Annotated in this window: 21 protein-coding genes; 6 read left to right on the forward strand and 15 right to left on the reverse strand. The window is 64.6% G+C overall.

Translation table 11 applies throughout. The features are described 5' to 3' along the window. Nucleotides 1-51: 51 nt before the first annotated feature. The 3 genes from Q0071_RS14675 to Q0071_RS14685 are packed head-to-tail and all read left to right on the forward strand — an operon-like array spanning nt 52 to nt 3,078. Entirely contained in the window at nt 52-1,497 is a 1,446-nt protein-coding gene (locus Q0071_RS14675; RefSeq protein WP_298170978.1) for a 2-oxo acid dehydrogenase subunit E2, read from the forward strand. 16 nt (nt 1,498-1,513) lie between these two features. Next, entirely contained in the window at nt 1,514-2,056 is a 543-nt protein-coding gene (locus tag Q0071_RS14680; RefSeq protein ID WP_298170982.1) for a VOC family protein, read from the forward strand. Between the two features lie 11 nt (nt 2,057-2,067). Further along, the gene (locus Q0071_RS14685; RefSeq protein WP_298170985.1) at nt 2,068-3,078 is read left to right on the forward strand and encodes an NADP-dependent oxidoreductase; all 1,011 of its coding nucleotides are present in this window, start codon (nt 2,068-2,070) and stop codon (nt 3,076-3,078) included. Nucleotides 3,079-3,120: 42 nt separating this feature from the next. On the opposite strand, the gene Q0071_RS14690 is transcribed toward Q0071_RS14685, so the two are convergent. From Q0071_RS14690 to Q0071_RS14750, 13 genes are all read right to left on the reverse strand, one after another. Continuing rightward, on the reverse strand, nt 3,121-4,476 hold the full coding sequence (locus Q0071_RS14690; RefSeq protein ID WP_298170988.1) for an aromatic ring-hydroxylating dioxygenase subunit alpha: 1,356 nt from the start codon (nt 4,474-4,476) through the stop codon (nt 3,121-3,123). Nucleotides 4,477-4,492: 16 nt separating this feature from the next. Beyond that, the gene (locus Q0071_RS14695) at nt 4,493-5,017 is read right to left on the reverse strand and encodes a nuclear transport factor 2 family protein (protein WP_298170991.1); all 525 of its coding nucleotides are present in this window, start codon (nt 5,015-5,017) and stop codon (nt 4,493-4,495) included. A gap of 4 nt (nt 5,018-5,021) precedes the next feature. Beyond that, nucleotides 5,022-5,531 (reverse strand): nuclear transport factor 2 family protein, encoded by a 510-nt coding sequence (locus Q0071_RS14700; protein ID WP_298170994.1) that lies wholly within the window; start codon nt 5,529-5,531, stop codon nt 5,022-5,024. Then, nucleotides 5,528-6,043: a nuclear transport factor 2 family protein gene (locus tag Q0071_RS14705; RefSeq protein WP_298170997.1), complete on the reverse strand. Its 516-nt coding sequence runs from the start codon at nt 6,041-6,043 to the stop codon at nt 5,528-5,530. Before Q0071_RS14705 ends, Q0071_RS14700 begins: the two co-directional genes overlap by 4 nt. A gap of 2 nt (nt 6,044-6,045) precedes the next feature. Beyond that, on the reverse strand, nt 6,046-7,425 hold the full coding sequence (locus Q0071_RS14710; RefSeq protein WP_298171000.1) for an aromatic ring-hydroxylating dioxygenase subunit alpha: 1,380 nt from the start codon (nt 7,423-7,425) through the stop codon (nt 6,046-6,048). 36 nt (nt 7,426-7,461) lie between these two features. Then, entirely contained in the window at nt 7,462-9,960 is a 2,499-nt protein-coding gene (locus tag Q0071_RS14715) for a TonB-dependent receptor (RefSeq protein WP_298171002.1), read from the reverse strand. Between the two features lie 261 nt (nt 9,961-10,221). Then, complete coding sequence (locus tag Q0071_RS14720; RefSeq protein WP_298171005.1) at nt 10,222-10,902, reverse strand: SDR family NAD(P)-dependent oxidoreductase; 681 nt, start codon at nt 10,900-10,902, stop codon at nt 10,222-10,224. A gap of 20 nt (nt 10,903-10,922) precedes the next feature. Continuing rightward, nucleotides 10,923-11,921, reverse strand: coding sequence for an NADP-dependent oxidoreductase (locus tag Q0071_RS14725; RefSeq protein WP_298171007.1), 999 nt, complete (start codon nt 11,919-11,921; stop codon nt 10,923-10,925). Between the two features lie 96 nt (nt 11,922-12,017). Continuing rightward, nucleotides 12,018-12,965: an NmrA family NAD(P)-binding protein gene (locus Q0071_RS14730; RefSeq protein WP_298171010.1), complete on the reverse strand. Its 948-nt coding sequence runs from the start codon at nt 12,963-12,965 to the stop codon at nt 12,018-12,020. Nucleotides 12,966-12,981: 16 nt separating this feature from the next. Next, nucleotides 12,982-14,598 (reverse strand): FAD-dependent oxidoreductase, encoded by a 1,617-nt coding sequence (locus Q0071_RS14735; protein WP_298171013.1) that lies wholly within the window; start codon nt 14,596-14,598, stop codon nt 12,982-12,984. Between the two features lies 1 nt (nt 14,599). Further along, nucleotides 14,600-15,373 carry an SDR family oxidoreductase gene (locus tag Q0071_RS14740; RefSeq protein WP_298171015.1) on the reverse strand — a complete coding sequence of 258 codons (774 nt, stop codon included), beginning with the start codon at nt 15,371-15,373 and terminating at the stop codon, nt 14,600-14,602. Beyond that, nucleotides 15,370-16,659 carry an aromatic ring-hydroxylating dioxygenase subunit alpha gene (locus Q0071_RS14745; RefSeq protein ID WP_298171018.1) on the reverse strand — a complete coding sequence of 430 codons (1,290 nt, stop codon included), beginning with the start codon at nt 16,657-16,659 and terminating at the stop codon, nt 15,370-15,372. Before Q0071_RS14745 ends, Q0071_RS14740 begins: the two co-directional genes overlap by 4 nt. Before the next feature lie 25 nt (nt 16,660-16,684). Next, the gene (locus Q0071_RS14750; RefSeq protein ID WP_298171021.1) at nt 16,685-17,455 is read right to left on the reverse strand and encodes an SDR family oxidoreductase; all 771 of its coding nucleotides are present in this window, start codon (nt 17,453-17,455) and stop codon (nt 16,685-16,687) included. Nucleotides 17,456-17,544: 89 nt separating this feature from the next. Between Q0071_RS14750 and Q0071_RS14755 the strand changes: the two genes are divergently transcribed. From Q0071_RS14755 to Q0071_RS14765, 3 genes are all read left to right on the forward strand, one after another. Further along, entirely contained in the window at nt 17,545-18,018 is a 474-nt protein-coding gene (locus Q0071_RS14755) for a nuclear transport factor 2 family protein (protein ID WP_298171024.1), read from the forward strand. 124 nt (nt 18,019-18,142) lie between these two features. Then, the gene (locus Q0071_RS14760) at nt 18,143-18,886 is read left to right on the forward strand and encodes a glucose 1-dehydrogenase (protein ID WP_298171026.1); all 744 of its coding nucleotides are present in this window, start codon (nt 18,143-18,145) and stop codon (nt 18,884-18,886) included. After that, nucleotides 18,886-19,680, forward strand: a complete 795-nt coding sequence (locus tag Q0071_RS14765; protein ID WP_298171029.1) for a sugar phosphate isomerase/epimerase — start codon at nt 18,886-18,888, stop codon at nt 19,678-19,680. Before Q0071_RS14760 ends, Q0071_RS14765 begins: the two co-directional genes overlap by 1 nt. On the opposite strand, the gene Q0071_RS14770 is transcribed toward Q0071_RS14765, so the two are convergent. Together Q0071_RS14770 and Q0071_RS14775 are read right to left on the reverse strand one after the other, a co-directional pair. After that, nucleotides 19,677-21,284 carry a peptidase S10 gene (locus Q0071_RS14770; RefSeq protein WP_298171031.1) on the reverse strand — a complete coding sequence of 536 codons (1,608 nt, stop codon included), beginning with the start codon at nt 21,282-21,284 and terminating at the stop codon, nt 19,677-19,679. The genes Q0071_RS14765 and Q0071_RS14770 overlap by 4 nt on opposite strands. Before the next feature lie 198 nt (nt 21,285-21,482). Beyond that, on the reverse strand, nt 21,483-22,001 hold a 519-nt coding region (locus Q0071_RS14775), incomplete at its 5' end, for a hypothetical protein (protein ID WP_298171034.1).

Consider the following 22,001-nt stretch of genomic DNA (forward strand, 5'->3'; position numbering starts at 1 on the left):
GATCGAAGCGGCGGTGCGCAAGGTCCTCTCCTACCGCTAAGGAACGCCGTCATGGCTGATATTCGCCCCTTCTGCATGCCCAAGTGGGGCATCGAAATGACCGAGGGCACCATTGCCGAATGGATGGTCCAGGAAGGCCAGGCCTTTACGCGCGGCCAGGTCATCTGCCTCATCGAAACCGACAAGATCACCAACGAGGTCGAAGCGGAATACGACGCGGTGCTGAAGCGCGTGCTCGTTCCCGCGAGCGACCAGCCGCAACCGGTGGGTGCACTGCTCGGCGTGTTCACCGATGCGGCCACCACCGATGCCGAAGTCGATGCCTTCATCGCTGCGTTCAAGCCGGCGGAAACCGGTGTCGCCGCCAAGGCCACCAGCGCCGAGCCGGCACCGGCCGCGGCCGCCCCCGAACCTGCGCCGGCCGCTGCGGCGGAACCCAAGAAGATCGTCACCAACCGCGCGATCAGCCCCGAAGCGCTCAAGCTCGCCGAAGCCCACGGCGTCGATATCGAACCCATCGCCGGTTCGGGCCGCGGTGGCCGCATCACCTATCAGGACGTCGTCCAGGCGATGCGCCCTGAGCGGGCGTACACGCCGGAGGGGCCCGCCGAACTCCCGGCCGAAACCCGCACGGTCTACGCCTCGCCGCTCGCTGCGCGCCTTGCCGCGCAATACGGCATCGATCTCAGCGCCCTCAAGGGCACCGGCCCGCGCGGCCGTATCTCGAAGGCCGACGTGCTCGGCGCGGTGAAGCCTGCTGTGCCCGAAGCCGCGCCCGCACCCGTGTTCGGCGCACCCTTCGTGGCAGTCGCCAACACGCCGGTTGTTCAGCCCTTCGACAAGGTGCGCAAGGTCGTCGCCCGCCGCCTTACCGAGGCCAAGCAGACCATCCCGCACTTCTACCTGCGCGTCTCGGCACGGGTCGATGAGCTGGTCGCGCTGCGCAAGACAGCCAATGTCGTGATGGGGACGAAAGCCTCGATCAACGACTACCTCGTCAAGGCCGTCGCCATGGCGCTGGTTCGCCACCCGGACGTCAACGTGCAGGTCGCAGCCGATGCGGTGCACAGCTTCCCGCATGCCGACGTCGCCATCGCAGTCGCGAGCCCCAAGGGCCTCGTCACCCCGATCGTGCGCCAGGCGGACCGGATGCACATCGCGCAGATCGCGGCCACCACCCGCGCCCTCATCGACAAGGCGCAGGCTGGGCGCCTCAGCTTCGAGGACATGGACGGCGGCACCTTCAGCATCTCGAACCTCGGAATGTTCGGGATCGAGGAATTCGACGCGATCATCAACCCGCCGCAGGGCGCGATCCTTGCGGTGGGCGGCATCAACCGCGTGGCGACTGAAACGGCTGAGGGTGACATCGCCTTCGAAGGCCAGATCAAGCTCTCGCTCTCGGTCGATCACCGCGCGATCGATGGCGCGGCGGGCGCGGCCTTCCTGCAGACCTTGAAGGCACTGATCGAAACGCCGGAATCGCTGTTCGCCTGATGGCCAGAGTCAGCTAATGGGCCTGCCCATCCGGCAGGTCGCCTATTTCTGCGCAGATGTGCGCGCGGCGGCCCGCGCGCACCACGCAGTCTATGGCTCCGGCCCGTTCTTCGTCGCGGACAATATCCCGGTAGCGCGGGCGGTTCACCGGGGCGTGGAGCGTCTGCACGATCACAGCTCCGCCTATGGGCAATGGGGCGATGTGATGGTGGAGTTCGTGCAGCAGAACAATCCCGGCCCCTCACCGTTCCATGACATGTTTCCCGAAGGCTCGGACAGCTATGGGCTGCACCACGTCGCCGTCTTCGTCGATGATGTTGATGCAGCGCTGGCAGAGTTCGCGGCGCAGGGCGCCTCTTGCGCGATGCGCGCGGAAATGGCCGATGGCTTTGTCTATGCCTTTGCCGATACCAGCGCGAGCCTCGGCCACATGACCGAGCTCTATGCCCCTCGCCCCAGCCTGCTCGGCTTCTACGCCATGATCGCCGATGCCGCCAAAGACTTTGGCCGCGATGGCGCGCCGGAGCGCGATCTCATCACCACCATCCGTTTGCGCTGAAAGCTGCTTCCATGACCACCAACCGCTTCTGGCAGCTCGATGCCCATCCCAAGGGCGACGACTTCGCCAGCGCGCTCTCGTTGCGCGAGGAGGGGCTCCAGCCGCTCGCTAAAGGCGAAGTCCGCATTGCCGCTGAGTGGCTCTCGATGGACGCCGGCACGCGCATGTGGATGAGCCCGCGCACCGATGGTTACCAGCCGCCGCTGCCGCTCGGCTCGAAAATGTCCGGCCTCGTCATCGGCCGCATTGTCGAAAGCCGCGATCCCGCCTTTGCGCAAGGCACGCTGGTGCGGGGCTTTGGCCAGTGGGCGGACTATTCCGTCGTGACACCCGCCGCAGCCGGCCTCATGGCGCTCGACGAAAGCCTGCCCGACCTGCGCGAACATTTCGGCGCGCTAGGCATGAACGGCTGGACGGCGCTGCTCGGCGTGCGTGATACTGCGCGCATCCAGCCCGGCCAGTGGATGGCCGTCTCGGCCGCCGCTGGCTCCACCGGTAGCCTTGCGGTGCAGGTTGCGCGCAATCTCGGCGCGCATGTCGTCGGCATTGCGGGCGGACCGGCCAAGTGCGCCTATCTCACCGAGGAACTGGGTGCAGATATCGCAATCGACTACAAGGCGGACGATATCGCAGCCCGCCTCGCCGCCGAAGTGCCGGGCGGGCTGAACGCCTATTTCGACAATGTCGGCGGGCCTATCCTCGACGCTATCCTGCCCAACATGGCGCTTTTCGGCTGCGTCGCGGTCTGCGGCCTCGTTGCCGCCTACGATGCCGACAAGCCGCTCCCCGGCCCCGCGCGTTACGATCAGGTGCTAATGAAGCGTCTGCGCATCGAAGGCTTCTTCGTCCCCGATCACTTCGGCCGTGCGGAGGAGTTCATCCCCCCTTTGCGCCAGTGGCACGACGAAGGCCGCCTGGTCTCGCGCTTCGACGAAACCCCGGGCCTCGAAAACACGCTCGCCGCCTATGCAAAGATGCTGGGCGGCGGCGCGATCGGCAAAGTGCTGGTGAAGGTGGCCTGAGCCTTACTCCCCTCCCGCTTGCGGGAGGGGCCGGGGGTGGGCTTAATCCGCCATCCACTTTTCCAGGTTCTCATGGAAATAGCGCACCCGGCGCTCCTGCCAGGCGAGATAGTCGCGCTTGTACCCGCGCGAGTGCAGGCCGCGCTGCTGCGCTTCCCACACTGAAACGTCCTGATCGATGCCGGGGCCGGCCGAAACATCGCCCCATTTGCCCTGCACGTGCGGCGCGGGGACGGAAACGTCGACCCATTCGGACATCGACTGCGAGTAGTAGCGCGTCGTCCCTGCGGGGAAGAGCGTCATGTACCACATGTCGAAGTAGCACTTCTCGGGATCGGTCTCATGCGGCCGCGCGCGCAGCCAGATGTTGCCATCGGGCTTGAGGCTGAACGAGAGGTTCGGGAAGATCGTGTAGTGCCAGTGGTCGGTCAGCTGGTCATCGTGATAGGTCGAAAAGTCGAAGCCCTTCTCCGCGCCCTTTGCGCGCTTGGCCTGCTGGAGCGCCTTGCGGATCTCGCCCGTCTTGCCGCCGCGGAACTGTTCGGGATCGAGATCCCAGAACACCAGCTCCTCGCGCAGCATTTCGAGCGTCTCGGCCTCGCCGCCGCGCAGCTGCTTCGTCGGCCCCGCGCCCGGCATGAACATGCGCGCATGGCCTTCGGGGTAGAGATCGAACTGGCAGTGGTTGTAGCCATATTCCATCACGAACTTCGTCTGCGGATGGACGAAAGGCACGTGGTAGCTCTCGTTGAAGTTGTCCTGCACCAGCTTCCAGTTGAAGTTGCCCTCGATCGTCACCCAGTGCGTGCGGACCATCGCATCCATCGGATAGGTATCGATCTGGTCCGCAATCGGCCCCATGAACTGGCGCAGCGGGGCGGCGTCCTTATCCATGTTGATCCACACGAACCCGGCCCAGGTCTCGCACTTCACCTCGACGAGGTTGAGCTTGCCGCAGGGCGAGCCCTGCACGAAATCAGCCTCGTCGGGCACGACCTTGAGCTTGCCGGTGAGGTCATAGGTCCAGCCGTGATAGGGGCACACGAGCCGCTTGGAATGGCCCTGCTCGCCCGTGACCACCGGCATCGCGCGGTGCTGGCAAACGTTGTAGAACGCGCGCACCGTCCCATCATCGCCGCGTACGCAGACGATGGTTTCTGGGCCGAAATCGGCGGTCAGCCAATCGCCTGCATTCGGGATCTGCGCCTGTGTCCCGGCGATCTGCCAGGTCTTGGTCCAGACTTTCTCCCATTCGCGGTCGGCCCATTCCTTGGAGAAGTAGCGGTCCGGCGTGATCGGCGCATTGCCGAGCGGCGGATCGGCAAGCGGCGAGATATCGGCCAGCGAAGTGGCGCGGGCGCGGACGAGTTCGGCCGAAGTCGTAGTCTCAGTCGTCATGACATGGTCTCCTGTATCAGGCACCGGCAAAGTGATTGTAGGATGGATCGGCGTGGCTGCGTGCGCCAAAGGCGTAGTCCGGCATGGCCCCGCGGTCCCACATGTCGGTCGATGGAGCGACTGTACTCCAGTCATAGACCGCATGGCGATGCGAAATGCGCCATTCGCCCTCGCGCCGCTCGAACCGGTCGAGATAGCGCCCGGCGGCAACCATGAAATTGTCCCCCTCTGCGCCCGGAACATGGTGGTGCGCGATGAAATAGGCCTCGCCCTGCGCCCTGTCGCCTTCCACCTCGATCAGCACATTGCCGATCACATGCTGCGTGCGGCGCATGCCGGCGAGCACTTCCATCACCCACGGCACGAAGGCTTCGGCCGTGCCCTTGTACATCCCGTGGTCGTCAGTCGCATCGGGGTGGAACACCGCGCGCACCAGATCGGCATCGCAGCGGTCGATCCCGCGTGCAAGGCGGTGGACGAGCTCGGTGCAGGCCATCTTGTCGAGCAGCAGCGCAACGCGCGGATCAAGGTCAGCGGCCATGTGTTCAGTCTCCGGTATAGAGGGGATCGTCTGGCAGGCGCTTCCCGTGCCGCGTGAGCGTGCCATAAAGCGGCCCATCCCACTGCGCAGTCGATGGCCCATTGCGGCTCCAGTCGAGCACATAGCGCCGGTGCAGCAGCCGCCAATCATCGCCGCGCCGCTCGAGCCGGTCGAGGTAGCGGCCGCCGACTTCCATCTCGTAAGGGCCATCGGGGGTATCGACCTCATGCCACGCGCGGCAATAGGTCTCTGCCGTGGCATGCGCGCCGTCGATATCGATTACCATGTTGCCAAGGAAATGCTGCGTCCGGCGCATTGCAGCAAGCGCGGGCACAACGCCGTCCGACCACGCCAGCGCATTGACCTCTCCGGTGCCGTAATCGGCCACGGCTTCCGGCCACCAGACCTCGCGCAGCACCGCCAGATCGCAGCGGTCGATCCCGCGCGCATAGCGGCTGAGCACATCCATGATCGCCAGCTTGTCGGCCAGTTCTTCGGGGCAAACCTTGCTCATCGCAGCCTCATCTCCTCGCGGCGGCAACTGAGATCGTGCGGCGCTCTTGCACCCCACGGAAACATCGTCTCGCCCCCCGGCAGATCAGCCGCCGGCTCTTCGCGCACCCAATCGACCAGTTCGCTGCGGTGCGCGATCTTCCACACGCCGCCGCGCCGCTCGTAGCGATCAACATAGCGCCCCGCGACGAACATGTCCCGCTCACCGCTTTCCGCAGCAATCCGGTGGTGTGCCTGAAAATAGACTTCGCCGAAGGCGACGTCAGCGCTCTCGAAATCGATCCGCACTTGCCCGATCATGTGGTGGTTGGCCTTGTGCGGCGTCAGCACCCGCTGCGCAAAATCGACAAACCCGGGCGCATCGCCCTGCCAGCCGGCGCCGTAGTCGGTCGTCGCATCCTCGTGAAACACCGCGATATGCAACGCCGGATCAAGCCGGTCCTGCGCGCGCATATAGTCGCAGCTCAGGTCATAAATCGCCTGCCGGGAAATCAATCGATCGATCGGGTCCATCATCAGTCCCTTGTTAGATAGTGATCGATCGTCTGGTGGAACTGTCGAATTCGCGCTTCCTGATAGTTCCCCAGCGTCTGCCCGCGCTTCGCCGAACCCAGAAAGCCTTGGTATTGCAGCGCGAGATTGTCGGTATCCTGATCATAGACCCCGCCCAGCCCCGGGTTCATCCCCGGCGCTTCGGCATAGGATTGCTCGACCTTCAGGCGCACCGGCTCGGGCGGATGCTCCACCGGAGTTCCTGGCGGCACCAGCTTGAGGAACATCAGATCGAACAGCGAGCGCGAGGGGTCGTTCCCGATCGGCCGGAACCGGTAGATCATCGGCAGCGAGACGCCGGGGAACAGGCACATGTTCGGAAACAAGTGATATTCGATGGAATCGAGCATCTCGCTGTCCGAATACTGATCGAGCGGCACGCCCAGAGCCTCGGACATCTGTTCGCGCAGCAATTGCGCAGCATAGGAACGCGCCGTTCGCCCTTCCGGAAGCGGGCCTCCGCCTACTCGCAGCTTGTCGAATAGTTCCGCCTCGGTCTGCGTGCCGGTGTAATGCGGGCTCGCCACGCCGATGGTGTGCACAAACCGCGTCACGTGATCGCTGAACAGGTCATATTGCGCATTGGCATCCGCCGCCGTCGGCAGCGCCTGCGCGTGCGTTTCATAGACGTGGTAGGCCTCGAGAAACGCCTCCTGCGCCGCTTTCCAGTTGGTCGGCAATTCCTTCTGCAAGTGCAGCGAAATCCGCCGGTCAGCGAGATCCCAGCGGCCCGAAAAGTGCTCGGCAAGCGGCCCCAGTTGCTCCTTGAGCGGCCGCGCATCAGGGTCGAGGTTGATAAAAATGAACCCGCCCCAGGTCTCCATCCGCACTTGCGGAAGCTGGAATTCCTCGTCCTTCACATGCGGGAAATCCCACCGGCACGGCAGGTGCGAAAGTTCCCCCTCCAGCGACCAGCGCCAACCGTGGAACGGACAGCGGATCTCCACCGCGTTGCCGCTGGTGTCGGACCGCTTGAGCTGCGTACCGCGGTGCAGGCACACGTTGCGATAGGCGCGGATTTCGCCGTCATCGCCGCGCACGATCAGGATCGACCATGGCCCGATATCGTAGGTGATGTAATCGCCCGCCTCGGGAACGTGCTCCTCGCGCGCGGCCCATTGCCAGGTGCGCGCCCACAGATGGGTGAATTCGCGCGCCATGAAATCGGGCGAGGTGTACCGGTCGTAATCGATGTCGGCATCGCCGGCAAAGGCATAGGCCTCGGCTATCAAAGCGGGCGGCACATCCTGCCCGTCGGCGAGGATGATGTCGCGCGTGCTCGGCCCGGGGCAGCGTGCCGCGCCGGGCTCCGCAGGGAGAGGCAGACTGGTTTCAAGGTTCATGCCCGAAAAACTCCTTCATGCCCCTCCCTGTTCCGGTCAGTACCGGAAGGTGGCCTGCAGCCGCACCGTGCGCGGCATCGAACCATAGCCGATGATATCGCCCAGCGTGGCATTGTTCGTGCCGGTGCCCGCGCCTGTCAGCGGCGCGGTGCCGCCGCCGATGAAATAGAACTTGTTGGTCAGGTTCTTGCCGATCACGGCAAACTGCCAGCGATCGTTCTGCGCGCCGATCCTGATACCCGCATCGAGCACGGCATACCCGTCCTGCCGGGTATAAGGATCGCCGAAGCTCGATCCGAGATACGAGCTCGAGCTGCGCGCATCGATATTGCCGCCGATCTTCAGGCTCGAACCGATGTCGGTTTCATAGGAAACCCCCGCCGTCGCAGTCCATTCCGGTGCGGCCGAAGTCGGCGTGCCGCTCAGATCCTGACGCTCGATTCCCGCCACGCGCAGCGAACAGCCCGCCGCAATGCTCTGGCCAGACCAGCACGGTGCGATGAAATCGATGTAGCGCGCCCGGTTGTAGTTCAGCGTGCCGTGGAGCGAGAGACCGGGAACGCCGCGCGGCGCATATTCCAGCTCAAGCTCGACACCCTTCGAGCGCGCCGCTCCTGCGTTGTAGGTCACGTACGCGAAGACCTGCGAGTTGAAGAAGTCGATCTGCAGGTTGGTGTACTTGTAGTTGTACAGCGTCAGGTTCGCGCGCAGCTGGCGGTCGAACAGCGTGGTCTTGATGCCCGCCTCGAAGCCGCGGCCGCGCTCGGGGTTGAACGCAAGGTCGGCCGACGGATTGTTCGTCACAAGCGCGGAGTTGATCGCGCTGTTCGAGAAACCGCCCGATTTGTAGGCAGTCTTGTACGCACCATAGACCATCACGTCCGAACTGGGCTTCCAGCTCAGTGTCACGTCCGGCGACCAGTCCTCGAACGTCTGGTCTCCCGTCAAGGTGCCGTTGGTCGCCGCGCTCTGCGGCCGGAAAATGCCGGTCAGCGCGGGATTTACGTAAGGCTGGGTGAAGACGCTGTTCTTGGTCTCGTGCGTGTAGCGCACACCCGCCGTCGCCTCGAGCGTGGGCAGGATCTTCCAGATCGCCTGGCCATAGGCCGAAAGGGTCTCGCCGTCGGTTGCCGAATCCTTGGAATAGGCGACATAGCGCATGCCGGTCGGCGCCTTCGAGTTTTCGATATTGGCGAAGAGCACCGCCTGGAAGAAAGTGCGCTTGGTCTTCTGGTAGAGCCCGCCGATCATCAGGTTGACCGGCGAATCGAACTTCGTCAGCGCGCGCAGCTCCTGGCTGAAAGCGTGATAGCTGGCGTTCTCCGTCGCCCACACACCGCCACCGAGGAAGTCGCAGTCGCAGCCGAACTTGTTGTTGTTCCAGTTGTAGTTGGTGACCGAGTTCAGCGTGACATTGTTCATGTCGTAGTTGACCGTGCCGGTCATCTGCCACGACTTGTAGGTGTTGTAGAGATCGCCGTTGCTGCGGCCATAAGGCGTCGCCTGCGCGATATCGACGGGGAAGTTGTTCTGGTAGAGCTTGAAGCCACCATCGCACTTGTAAGCCGGGTTCAGCGCCGTCGCACCGGTCGGGCAGCGCACCGCCGAATAGTTCCAGCCGTTGCCGATCGTGTCGTTCCACGAACCCGAGGCCTTGAGCGTCGCGGTAAGGCCGCTGCCGCCGTCGTACTTCAGGGTGGCACGGCCGATCAGTTCGCGCTCCTGCGGCTGGTCCGCTGCTGCCGCCGCAGCGGTATGCGGATTGACCGTGCCAGTCGCCACGTCGAACGTGTTGTAGGCCTGAGAGCCTGCAGCATTGCGGTAGTACCCGCCGAACATCTTCGAACCGCGCACGGCAAGACGCAGGCCGAGCGTATCGCTCAGCGGCGTCGAGTAGATCAGCTCGCCATAAAGCTGGCGGGCATTCACTTCATAGCCGACGCGCGCCAGGATCTCGCGGTCCTTGCCCGGATCGGCGGTGGTCAGGCTGATCACACCGGCGGTCGCGTTCTTGCCATAGAACAGCGCCTGGGGTCCTTTCAGGATCTCGACGCGGGCGAGATCGAAGAAGCCCTCGTTGATGACGCGGCCCTGGCCGTAGTAGACGCTATCGACCACGATCGCGACCGACTGCTCGATGCCGATCGAGGTCGCGTTCGAGCCGATGCCGCGCATGGTCAGCTGCGCGCCGGCGCCGTTCGAGGCGCGCGCAACGGTGAACTGCGGCGTGGCCGCAGCAATCTTCTCAAGGCTGGTGAGATCGCGCGCCTGCACGGTTGCGGCGCTGATTGCCTGCACCGAAACCGGAATGCTCTGCACGCTTTCCGAACGGCGACGGGCGGTGACGATAATGTCCTCGACACCGCTCGCGGCGGGTGTTTCGGCCGTGGCACCGGACTGCGGCGGTGCGGCCGCTTCATCGGCGGCCATCGCGGGGCTTGCGGCCAGCAGCGCGCCGGGCACGAGCATCGCAAGAACGGCGACGCGCGCCGTGCCCGCAAGAAATTCCTGTCGCACCGAATCAGTCTGGCGCATTTCACCTCTCCCGCTTGCATGTGCCGCCGCCCGGATTCTTGCGCGGGTCGGCGGACTGTGGCGAGGGTACCAATCCCGCCCGACGGCTCAACTGTTTATGCGGCTTTTCAGTACTTTTGATAGGGAAACCGGCAGCTGTGCCGGATCACGAAAACCCCCTGCTGCCCCGGTGCCGCGTAGGGCTTCTCAAGCAGAAAAGCCGGCCCTTTGGCGGGGCCGGCTTTTCGTGTTCAACTGCCTGTCAGTGGTCTCTGGCCGCGCTTACCACTCGTGCGGCTCGCCGTTCCACTTGCGGAATGCGCCACTATCGGCGAGCGTCCATTCCGCGCCCAGCTTGCGTAGCCCTGCCGCACTTTCGGTGGGGGTGATCTGCGCATGCGGACCGCCCATGTCGGTCTGTACCCAGCCGGGGTGGACCAGCCCGATCACGATTCCCTTGCCCTTGAGATCGATGGCCACCGAAGCCATCAGCCGGTTGAGCGCCGCCTTGGCGGACGCATAGGCATACATGCCGCCCATCGCCCACGACGAAGCACCCAGCTGGCTGGTCACGTTGATCACGCGGCTGCCTTCGCCAAGCCGTGGCAGGAACGCCTGCAACACGCGCAGCGGACCCTGCACCATGATCGCGAAGGCCTCGTTCCACGCGTCCCAGTCCGCGCCTTCCAGCTCGTTGGCCATCGGCCCGGTCACGCCCGCCACGTTATAGAGCACGTCGATCGCGCCGTCCCCGCTCGAAGCCGCCGCCGCGCGCACCGAAGCGTCGTTCGCCACGTCGCAAAGATGGATCGTGAGCTTCCCGTCAGAGGACGCGGCAAGCGCCTCCAGCGAGGCACTGGCCTTGCGCGGCAGTGCGATCACGGTGTCTCCTGCTGCAACATGCTGCGCAGCAAGCTCAAGTCCGATGCCGCGCGCGGCCCCGGTAATCGCGACGGTTGCCATGGCGTTGTCTCCTTACAGTTTTACAGCTTGAGCAGCTGTTTGCCCTTGTTCGAACCAGAGAACAACCGCTGCAAGGTGGCAGGTGCATTCTCGAAGCCGTTCTGCACGTCCTCGCGGTAGGCCAGACGACCTTCATTCACCCACTTCACCAGGCGGCGCCGGATATCCGGGAATTCGTTGGCCCAATCGAGCACGATGAAGCCCTGCATCCGCGCCCGGCGGAACACGAGGTTGAAATAGTTTTCCGGCCCGGCCGGCAGGTTGCCCGTTTCATAGCGGCTGATGCCGCCGCAGATCACAACGCGTGCATTGGTGGCGATGCAGGCCAGCATGTCGTTGAGGATCTTGCCGCCGACATTGTCGAAGATCACGTTGATCCCGTTCGGCGCAAGTTCCTTCAGCTGCGCGCGGATCGGCCCGGCCTTGTAATCGATGGCGTGGTCATAGCCCGCTTCCTTGACGAGCCATTCGCACTTCTCCGGCCCGCCCGCGATGCCGATCACGGTGCAGCCCGCAATCTTTGCCAGCTGGCCGACAATCGAACCCGTGGCGCCCGCCGCGCCCGAGACGACCACCACGTCGCCCGCGACCGGCTCGCCCACCTTGAACAGGCCGCAATAGGCCGTCACGCCCGTGGTGCCGAGGATCGAGAGCATCGCCGTCGGCGGCAGATCGGGCATGCAAGGGATCAGGCCCTCGCCATCATGAATGAGGTACTCGCTCCAGTTGATCGAACCCGCGAGCGTGGTGCCCACCGGGAACTTGCCGCCGTTGCTCGCGACGACCTCGACGATGCCCGAGCCGCGCATCACATCGCCAATCGCCATTGGCGCGACGTAGTCCGCAATGTTCTCCATCCAGCCCTTCTGCGCCGGATCGAAGCCGAGGTAGTGCGTCTTCAGCAGCATCTGGCCCGGCCCCGGTTCGGGCAGCGAGGTCGTCACCAGCTTGAGGTCGTCATCGTTGATGGGGCGGCCGCGCGGGTGTCCATTGAGCAGCCATTGGCGGGTTTCAGTCACGTCGGAATCTCCCGGATGCGTTGTGTTGGGATCAAGACTAGCGGCACTCCCGCGCATCCGGACCTACCGAATTGGATGAGCCCCAAAGGGCAGGAATCAGCGCGACATCCCCGCCATGCGCGTGGCGAGCGCCGGATCGCGCGGATCATTCCAGTCCTGCCGCGCCGCCCACCTCGCCAGACTCGCCGGCTTGTGCTGGAAATGCTTCGCCATCTCCTCCGGCGTAACGACCAGCGGCGATTGCGGCTGCGCGTTGTACCACCGGTAGAACTGCGCCATCCCGTCATAAATCGAGGCCGGCTTCACGTCCGGCGAACCCGTCACCAGCAGGCTCATGGCCGAAGCGAAGTCATCCGGCGTCAGGCTCTTGAACACGATGTGCTTGCCAGAGACCTCGCTCAGGATCGCCGCCACTTCATCGCCCACCAGCGCCTCCGGCCCGCCGACGCGGTAGCGCCCGCTCGGCAGATCGGGGTTGGCCAGCGCCTCGACCATGAAGGCCGCCACATCATCAAGGCATATCCACGAGATCTTGAGATCAGGCTTGGCCGGATAGGCGAACACGCCCTTGTTGACGATGCCGGGCTTGTTCCAGCTGCGGATCATGTTGTCCATGAACACGCGCGACTCGATGATCGCCCATTCGCAGCCACTGCCTGCAATCGCCGCGATGATATCGCGCCGTCCGTCCATCGCCGGGCTGCCGATATCCTCGTTCGCGATGTGGCAGCTGGTGTGGAAGACGATGCGTTTCACGCCATTCGCGCGCCCCGCCGCCGCGATGTTCGCGCCCATCTTGCGCGCAAGATCGCGGTCGAACACGAAGGGCAGATGCGCTGCGATCGCGTCCATGCCCTTGGCCGCCGCGATCATCGAAGCCTCGTCGTAGATATCCGCCGCCACGGTTTCGACATCGGCGAACTCGGTCCCCGCAAGCGCGGCCGGATTGCGCAGGGCCGCCACCGGGGTCATCCCCGCCGCCAGCAGCCGGGTCAGCAGCGGATGCCCCTGGTCGCCCGTTGCGCCCAGCACCAGAATGCGCATGTTCGAAAATCCTTCCTTATTGGTTGGCGAGCCGCGCGGCCGTGCGGCCCGCGATGCAGCCGAAAGTCAGCGCCGGCCCCAAGGTGCCGCCCGCGCCCGCATAGACACTACCCGTTGGGCAAGCGATCACATTGCCAGCGCCATAAAGCCCCGGAATCGGCTCGCCCTCCACATCCAGCACTTGCCCCGCCGCATTGGTCCGCGCCCCGCCATTGGTGCCGAGCGCGCCGAGCTTGAGCTGCACTGCATGGAACGGCCCTTGGCTGAGCGGCCCCAGCGTGGCGGCCGCACCGGGCCGCGAACGGTCGCCATAGAAATGATCGTAGGAACTCACGCCGCGCCCGAAATCGGGGTCTTGAGCGTTGGCAGCATGCGCGTTGAAGCGCTCGACGGTTTGCAGCATGGCTGCAGCATCGACGTCGATCTTCGCTGCCAGCTCCTCCAGCGTATCCGCCGAAAAAACCCAGTCCGGCAGCGCATCGAAGGGCATCACCGGCCCGATCGGATAGCGCGCGCGGTACTGTGCATCGAACACGAGCCATGCCGGATTGTTGGGATAATCGTAGGTCGCGGGATCGAAGAGGTGGAAGGCCCCCGCTAGCGAGGAATAGTTGATCGCCTCATTGCAAAACCGCTTGCCCGCCCGGTTGACCAGCAGGCTGTGCGGCAAGGTCCGCTCGATCAGCACCGGGCTGGCCCGCTGCTCCCCGCCCGCCCAGTGTGCACCGCCGATGGAAAGCGTCGGCACCCACCACGCGCTCGTCATGTTGCCCAGCCCCGCGCCGACCGACATAGCCAGCTTCAGCCCGTCGCCGGTGTTCCCCGGCGGCGAGGCCGGCATATCGAGCGGCCCGCGCAGAAACGTCTTCTTCAGCGCCTCGTTCCACTCAAACCCGCCAGTCGCCAGAATGACCCCGCGTGCCGCATGTATGCTGCGCTCGCCTGCAAACGCGACGCCGACCACACGGCCCTCTTCCACGATCAGCCGCTCGGCCTTCATACCCAGCTGCGGCTCGATCCCGCGCGCCAGGCACGCCGCGAGCAATCGCCCGACCATCGCCTGCCCGAACCCGCGCAAGTCCGCGTCCGCGCGGCGCTTGAGCTCCGCCGGATCGACATAGCCGCTGCTCCCGCCTAGCGGCGTTTCGCGCAGCATCATCCGCTGGATCACGCCGTCGCTGAATACCTTCTCGGCCCAAGGCCCCAGCGTCGTGAAATCGAACAGCTCGTTGTCCAGCGCGCGGCCACCTTCCGGTTTCGCGCCGGGCCGGTCGAGGTAATAGTCCGGATAGCCCGGCAGGATGCTGACCGCGAGCGCACCCGCTTCCTCCAGAAAGGCCAGCGCGCCCGGCGCCTCGCGCACGAAGGCGCCCAGCACTTCGGGCTCCATCTCGCCGTGATCGAGGCTGCCGAAATAGGCGAGCGCGTCCGCCTCGCTGTCGGCCAGTCCGGCGGCCTGCATCCGGGGGTTGTTCGCCGCCCAGATGATCCCGCCCGAAACCGCCGCCGTGCCGCCCAGCCGCTCGCCCTTTTCGACGAGCACAACCTCGGCGCCCGCCGCATGCGCCGAAAGCGCGGCTGCCATGCCCGCCGCGCCCGCGCCGATGATAAGCACGTCGGTCTGTTCGCTCACTTCACAGCCCCCCGGCGACATAGAGGCACTGCCCCGTCACCCAGCCTGAAGCGGGCGAAACGAAATAGAGCGCCGCCGCCGCGATATCCTCTTCGCGCCCGAAACGCTGCAGCGGGATGCCGATCATTTCGCGCAGCGCCTCGCGCTTGGCTTCGTCGTCGGTGCGCATGCAGTCGTTGAAGTTCTCGGTCGGGATCGGCCCGGGCGCGACGGCGTTGACACGGATCTTCGGCGCCAATTCACGCGAAAGCGTCTGCGTCAGGCTGTTCACACCGGCCTTGGCCGCCGCATAGGGACCGTTCTTCACTTGCGGCCCGAACGCGGCGCGTGAGGAGGTGTTAAGGATCACCCCGCCCGCTTCGCCCATGGCCTTGGCCGCGACCACGGCGCCCATCCACACGGCCTTGAGGTTGAGATCGACCTGCGCGTCCCAGCTCGCCTCGGTGGTCTTGGTGAGATAGCGCGGATTGCCATCGGGGATGCCGCCGGCATTGCTGACCCAGATGCTGACCGGGCCCAGTTCTTCCGCCGCCCGCGCGGCAAGGTTTTCCAGCGCTGCCAGGCTTGTGGCATCGGTCGGCACCGCCAGCGCCCGCCGACCACGCGCCCGGATTTCCTCGGCCACCGCCGCGATGTCCGCCGCGGTCCGCGCGCCGAGCGCGACATCCGCACCGGCCTCTGCCAGCGCAATGGCAATAGCCCGCCCGATGCCCTTGCCTGCGCCGGTAACGACCGCAATTTGCCCGTCGATGCGAAACCCGTCCAGAATGCTCATGCTGTTTCGACCTGCCGTTCCATTTGCGCCACACGCGGATCATTCGGCCAGACCCATTCCTGGCCGATAACCTGCTCCACCGCGAGTTGCGGCGGCACACGATCCAGCCCGATCATCTTGTCGCAGGTCTGGTGGAAGCTGTAGATGCGCGCTTCCTGATAGCTCAGCGGCACGGACTTGAAGCCGTCGCTTTCCATCGATTTCTGGATCGCCTCACCAAACTGGGTGTCTTCCTCGATGATTGGGCTCAGTTGACGCCCGCCCATCCCGTCGGGGACGGTCCAGAGGTCTGGCACCGGGCCTTCACCCCAGTCGAGCGCCATGGTGATGAGTTCGAGCCGGGTGGTATTCAGCGAAGTCGGCCAGAAGATCAGCGGCGGGATGAAGAAGTTGGAGAGCGGCGAGACCCAGTTGGGGAACATCGTGTAGCTCTGCGTGGTGGTGCGCCCGAGTTCGCCCACCGTCTCGATCGACTGCCATTCCGGCGGGTTATCGATCGCGCGCACATGTTCGCGGTCGGTATTTCTCGGCGCGGGCGCGATCATCCGCGCGTGGCCATTGCGGTACATCGTGTTGACGTTGCGCTTGTGATCGACCAGCGGCGCCACTGTGCCGGGATGGATGAAGGGCACATGGTAGACCTCCATGTTGGCCTCCATCGCCACCTTCCAGTTGCACTTGAGATCGAACGACTGGCGCGCGGCGAGCTTCACCTTGTCGAACGCGAACTCTTCCCACTCGTCCCAGATCGGTCCCATCCACTCGCGCAGGGACACCGCATTGTCATCGAGGTTTACGTAGATCAGCTTGCCGTACATCTCGCAGCGCACCGCGATCAGGCTGCGGCAGGACTTGTCGAGTCCTGTGAAATCCTGCGCTTCCGGCACGCCGACCAGCTCGCCGTCGGTCTTGTAGGTCCAGTTGTGATAGCCGCACATCAGGCGGGGGCTGCGCCCGCTTTGCACGGTCACGACCGGCGCGCCGCGGTGGCGGCAGGTGTTGTAGAACGCGCGGACTACGCCATCCATGCCGTGGACGATGATCAGCGGCTGCCCGGCATTGTCCCACTGCATGAAGCAGCCGGGCTCGGGCACTTCATCGAGATGCGCGGCAAACAGCCAGCTTTTCTTCCAGATGTACTGCTGCTCGAGATCGTAATACTCTTGGCTCGTGTAGCGCCCGGCGGGCAGATCCGGCAGATGCGGGAAACCTTCGGGCGGGCGGTCACGCGCCCCTTCCCATTCCATCAGCCGCTTGATCGTATCGACCGTCTGCTGATCCATCATTTGCCGATCCTTCCCTGCCGAGTGATCAGGCGTTGCCTGCGATCACCGATTTCGCATCATCCACGCGGATCGCCGCGCCGTTGATGAACTTGCTTTCGTCCGAGGCGAGGAACACCACCGTGTAGGCAATGTCGTCGGGTTCGCCGAGCTTGGTGATCGGGCCGCCATTGAGCGCTTCCTCCGCCCCGCGCATGAGCGCCGCCTGACGGCCTACTTCGATCACCATCGGCGTCAGGATGCCCGCCGGGTGGATTGAATTGCAGCGGATGTTGTAGCCTTGCCGCGCACAATGCACTGCGACCGCCCGGGTCAGCCCTTCCACCGCACCTTTTGCTGCGCAATATGCGGCGACCGCGCTCTCGCCTTGCACCGATGCGATCGAGGCCATGTTGATGATCGAGCCGCCACCCGTTTCCTTCATCACGCGCACCGCGTGCTGGCAGCCGAACCAGGTGCCATCGGCGCTCACCGCCATGATGAAGCGGTAGTCCTTCTCGGTCTGCGTCTCGATATCGCCGAGTTCGACCACACCGGCGTTGTTAACCAGCACATCGAGCTTGCCATGCCGCGCCACGACATCATCGACCAGCGCCTTCCATTCGGCATCGTGGCGCACGTCGAGGTAGCGGAACTCGGCCATCTCGCCGATCTCGGCCGCGACGCGCTCGCCGCTTTCGCGGTCCACATCGGTCAGGATCACCCGCGCGCCTTCGCGCACGAACATGCGCGCGTCTGCTTCGCCGAGGCCCTTGGCCGCGCCCGTGATGATCGCAACTTTTCCAGCTAGCCTGCCCATAACGCTGCGTTCCTCTCAATTATGCAAGTTCCCACCAATTCACCCCGGATGCTAGGCAGACGTTACTAGCAAAAGAGAGGGGCGAGGCCGTGCCAGTGACGACAGAGGAACTGCTGGCACGCGAGGAAGTGCGCGATCTGCTGCACCGCTATTGCAAGGGAATCGACCGGAAAGAATGGACTCTGGTCCGCTCGTGCTTCGCTGATGACCATGTCCATCGCCACTCCACCTTCGTCGGATCGCCGGACGAGTTTATCGGTTTTGCCAGTGCCGTACTGGGCACGATCCCCGCGACGCACCACACCATCGGCAACGTCCACTTCACCTTTGCGCCCGATGGCCTGAGCGTGGAGACCGAAGCCAACTTCGTCGCCTACCACTTCATCGAGGCCGGCCATTTGGAAGGCACCCCCGTGCCAACCCACGGCAAGGCGACCGACTGGATCGTCGCGGGCCGCTACTGCGACCGCATGGAAAAGCGCGACGGGCGCTGGATCATCGTGGCACGGCAGGCATATCACGATTGGGAACGGGTCGAGCCGGCGAATCTGCAGACTAGATGACCCACCCCCGTTCGTGTCGAGCGAAGTCGAGACACAATGCGCGGCTTATGGTGTCTCGACTTCGCTCGACACGAACGGAATGCAGTGTGAAACCAAAGAACAAGAATTGATGGGAGAGAATTTGATGCGACTGAACGGCAAGACCGCCCTCATCACCGGCGGCTCCTCTGGTCTAGGTGCCGCCATGGCTGCGCGCTTTGTCGCTGAAGGCGCTTCCGTCGTGATCGCCGATATCGATGACGCTGGTGGCGAAGCGCTCGCAGCGCAGCTCGGTGCAAACGCGCGCTACATCCACCTTGATGTCACGCAGGAAGCCGATTGGGCCGCGGCAGTCGACGGCATCGGAACGCTGGATTGCGTCATCAACAACGCCGGCATCACCACCGCCGGCAATATCGAGCAGGTCACACTCGAACAGTTCCGCCACGAGTTCGAGATCGATGTCGTCGGCGTGTTCCTCGGCTGCAAGTATGCCGTCGCCAAGATGAAGGGGACCGGCGGCGGTTCGATCATCAACATGTCCTCGCTCGCCGGGATCAAGGCAACCGCTGACCTTGTGGCCTACAACGGTGCAAAAGCGGCAGTCGCCATCATGACCAAATCCGTCGCCGCACACTGTGGCAAGAGCGGCTACGGCATTCGCTGCAACTCGATCCACCCCGGCGTGATCCGCACCCCGATCCTCGACAAGGTGCTGGCGCAGGTCCCCAATCCAGACGAGGTCTATGCCGGCTGGGTCGCCGTCCACCCCATCGGCCGCATCGGCACGCCCGAGGAGATCGCCGCCATCGCGGTCTACCTCGCTTCCGATGAATCCACCTTCACCACCGGCGCCGAGTTCCGTATCGACGGAGGAAGTTCGATCTGATGAACCCGATCTCCTTCGCCTCGGGCATCGTCCCCGAATTCGGCCCCGTCGAGACGATCCGCGCCGCTGCCGCTGGCGGCTTCGACATGACCGGCCTCTGGGTCGAGCCCGGCGATTGGACCGATACGAAGAAGCGGGAGGCCCGCGCCGCATTGGCGGATACGGGCCTCCCGCTGCTCGACGTCGAGGTGATCTGGATCCAGCCCGGCAGCGACATGGCGCTCCACAAGAAGGTCATCGATGTCGGCGCGGAATTGGGCGCACGGAATGTCCTGTGCGTCTCCTCCGATCCCGACATGGCGCAAACCGCCGCGCGCCTCCACGAGCTCTGCGTCCATGCCGAAGGCTCGGGCATGCGTGTCGCGCTGGAGTTCGGCATCTTCACCGAAGTGAAGACGCTCGCGATGGCGCTCAGCGTGCTGGACGAGGTCGGCCATCCGTTGCGAGCGCTTCTGATCGATCCGATCCACGTCGACCGCTCCTTGAGCCCCGTCGCTGATCTTGCAAAGGTCCGGCGCGAACTCCTGCCCTACGCGCAGTTCTGCGACGCACCCGCCCAGCGCCCCGATCCGGCAGACTTCGGCGCGATCATCACCGATGCCATCGACCTCAGGCAGCAATGCGGAGAAGGCGCGCTCCCGCTGGCCGCGATGTACCAGGCATTCCCGCCCGGCATCCCGCTCAGCATCGAACTGCGCTCCAAGGCCCTGCGCGACGGCTTCCCCGATCCCGGCGCACGCGCGAAGGTCGTGGCAGAGGCCACCCGCCGCTGGCTAGCCGCCAACGCGGGCTAGTTCCCGCGCCCCTTCACAAACGCCGCCACGTCGTCATGCAGCGCCTTCAGCGAATCCTCGTGCGCATAGACCATGTGGCCTGACGGGTAGTATTTGTACGAGATGTTCCCCCGCAGTTCCTCCGGAACGGCCAAGTGCCGCATCTGGAAGCGCCCTTCGAAGTAGGGCGTTGCCGTATCGTAATACCCCCCCAGCACCAGCACGCGCAGTGAGGGATTGGTCTTCAGGGAAAAGGCCAGATCGGGCAGCACGTTTGCTGCGCCTTCCACCGCGTATCCGGCGCCCGGCGGGGTGTGCTTGAGGTCCCAGTCACCGACGTTTGCGAAGAGCTTGAACGCCTTGCCCGCGCCATAGCGCAGCGTGCCGCGCGCATAATCGTTGAAGGCCGAGACATAGGCTGAACTGATCGCGGTCGATTGGGGGTCATACTCCGCCTCGCGGCTCAGCACATCGAGGCTCGGCCCGGTAAAGCGCGTATCGAGCCGGCCGAGGGTCTGTCCGGCATCGTCGTTCAGATTGCGGTTGAACTGGCCCAGATTGACCCTGAGGTTCGAGCGCAGAATATATGCCACCGGAAGGCCGGTATAGCGCGACAGCTTCTCCGCAATCGCCTGCTTGCGCGTCGCAGGAAGGTCATTCCCCTCGATCAGCGCGGCCGCATAGTCGCCGGTGGCAAAGCGCTCTGCCTCCGCCAGAAACGGCTCAAGCTGCGCAGGACGGCCACCCGGCACGCGGTTGTGATACCAGGCTGTCGCCGCATAGGTCGGCAAGGTCACGACATAAGGCAGATCATTACCCGGATTCCACTGCGGCGCATCGGCCCAGAAATCGAAAGCGAGCGTCACCGAGAGCAGCATGATCCCGTTGAGATCGACCGAATCCGACGCCTGCAGCCGCGCCGCCAAGGCCACCGCGCGCGGCGTGCCATAGCTCTCGCCGAACAGATAGCGCGGCGAATTCCAGCGCTGGTACTTACTCAGGAACGCCTTGATGAACTCGGCAAAGGCATGGACATCCTGATCGATGCCGTAGAACGCCTTTTCCTTGTCCTTCCCCGCGATCCGGCTGAACCCCGCCCCCGGCGCATCAATGAACACGAGGTCCGCCACATCGAGCGGGCTCTCGCCATTGTCGACCACGCGGTAGGGCGCAGGCGGCGTATGGCTGCCGTCCGCCGTCACCACCCGGCGCGGCCCGAAGGCGCCCATGTGGAGCCACACGGTGGAGGAACCCGGCCCGCCGTTGAACACGAACATGATCGGGCGATCCGCAGCGGGCGCGCCCTTCTTGAAATAGGCGGTGTAGAACATCGAGGCTTCGGCGGGTGCATCGTCCCCAACCGCTTCGGCCTTGGGCTTAGCCGCATCGTCCCAGCCCTTGGCATGGACCACGAGCGTGCCTGCCACCGCCTTGTAGTCGATCTTCGCGCCGCGCACGCTGACCGAACCTTCGCTTGCCACTTCCTCAGGCTGGAACAGCTCCGCAGCCGCAGCCTTTGCCGCTTCGGCGGGCTTTGCCGCATCCGCCGGTTTGTCCGCCGCGAGCGCCGCCGTGCTCAGACCGATCCCCAGAGCCAGCGCCGAAATACCCCGAAGCAACCGCATGAAACGCCTCATTCGCAAACAGAAACCGGCGCGGTTGGTCGCACCGCGCCGGTTTCTTGTCCAGCGTCTTCGCCGGGTTTGTCACCCCACTCCGCTCATGCTGAGCTTGTCGAAGCATCACGGACAACAGTTGCACAAGCACCCTTCGACAAGCTCAGGGTGAGCGGGGTGGGAGGAGGTTTGGGGAGGACTAGTGGATCACCCCGCCGATGGCCGGTGCGCCGTATCCGTCCAGTCCTGCCGCGCGACCCACTGGGCCAGCGTTTCGAGCTCTACGCCCGGCAGGCGCTCCATCATCGCTTCGGTATTCACCTCGAAGGGCTTGGTCGGCGCGTTGTTGTTGTAGTTGTAGAACGCCGCGATCCCCGCCGAGAACGGCTTGCGCTCCGCTTCCGCCATCGAATCGCCCAGCGCGGCCACCAGCAGGTCGCCGAATTCCTCAGGGGTGCAGGGATCGTACTTCACGGTATAGCCGAAGTGGTCCGAAAGGATCTGCGCGACTTGCGGCGGCAGCAGGCGCTCCGGCCCGCCGATGTTCATCCAGGTGCCTTCCATGTCCGGCCGGTCCATCGCGTGGATCATGATCTTGGCCACATCATCGAGGCTGATCCAGTTCGCGCCCAGCGTGGGCTTGTGCGGATAGACGTAGCGCCGCTCGTGGACGATGAAGGGCCGCGCCCAGTTGGTCAGCAGGTTGTCCATGAACAGCACCGAGCC

Source organism: Novosphingobium sp. (assembly GCF_027486195.1).
GTDB lineage: Bacteria > Pseudomonadota > Alphaproteobacteria > Sphingomonadales > Sphingomonadaceae > Novosphingobium.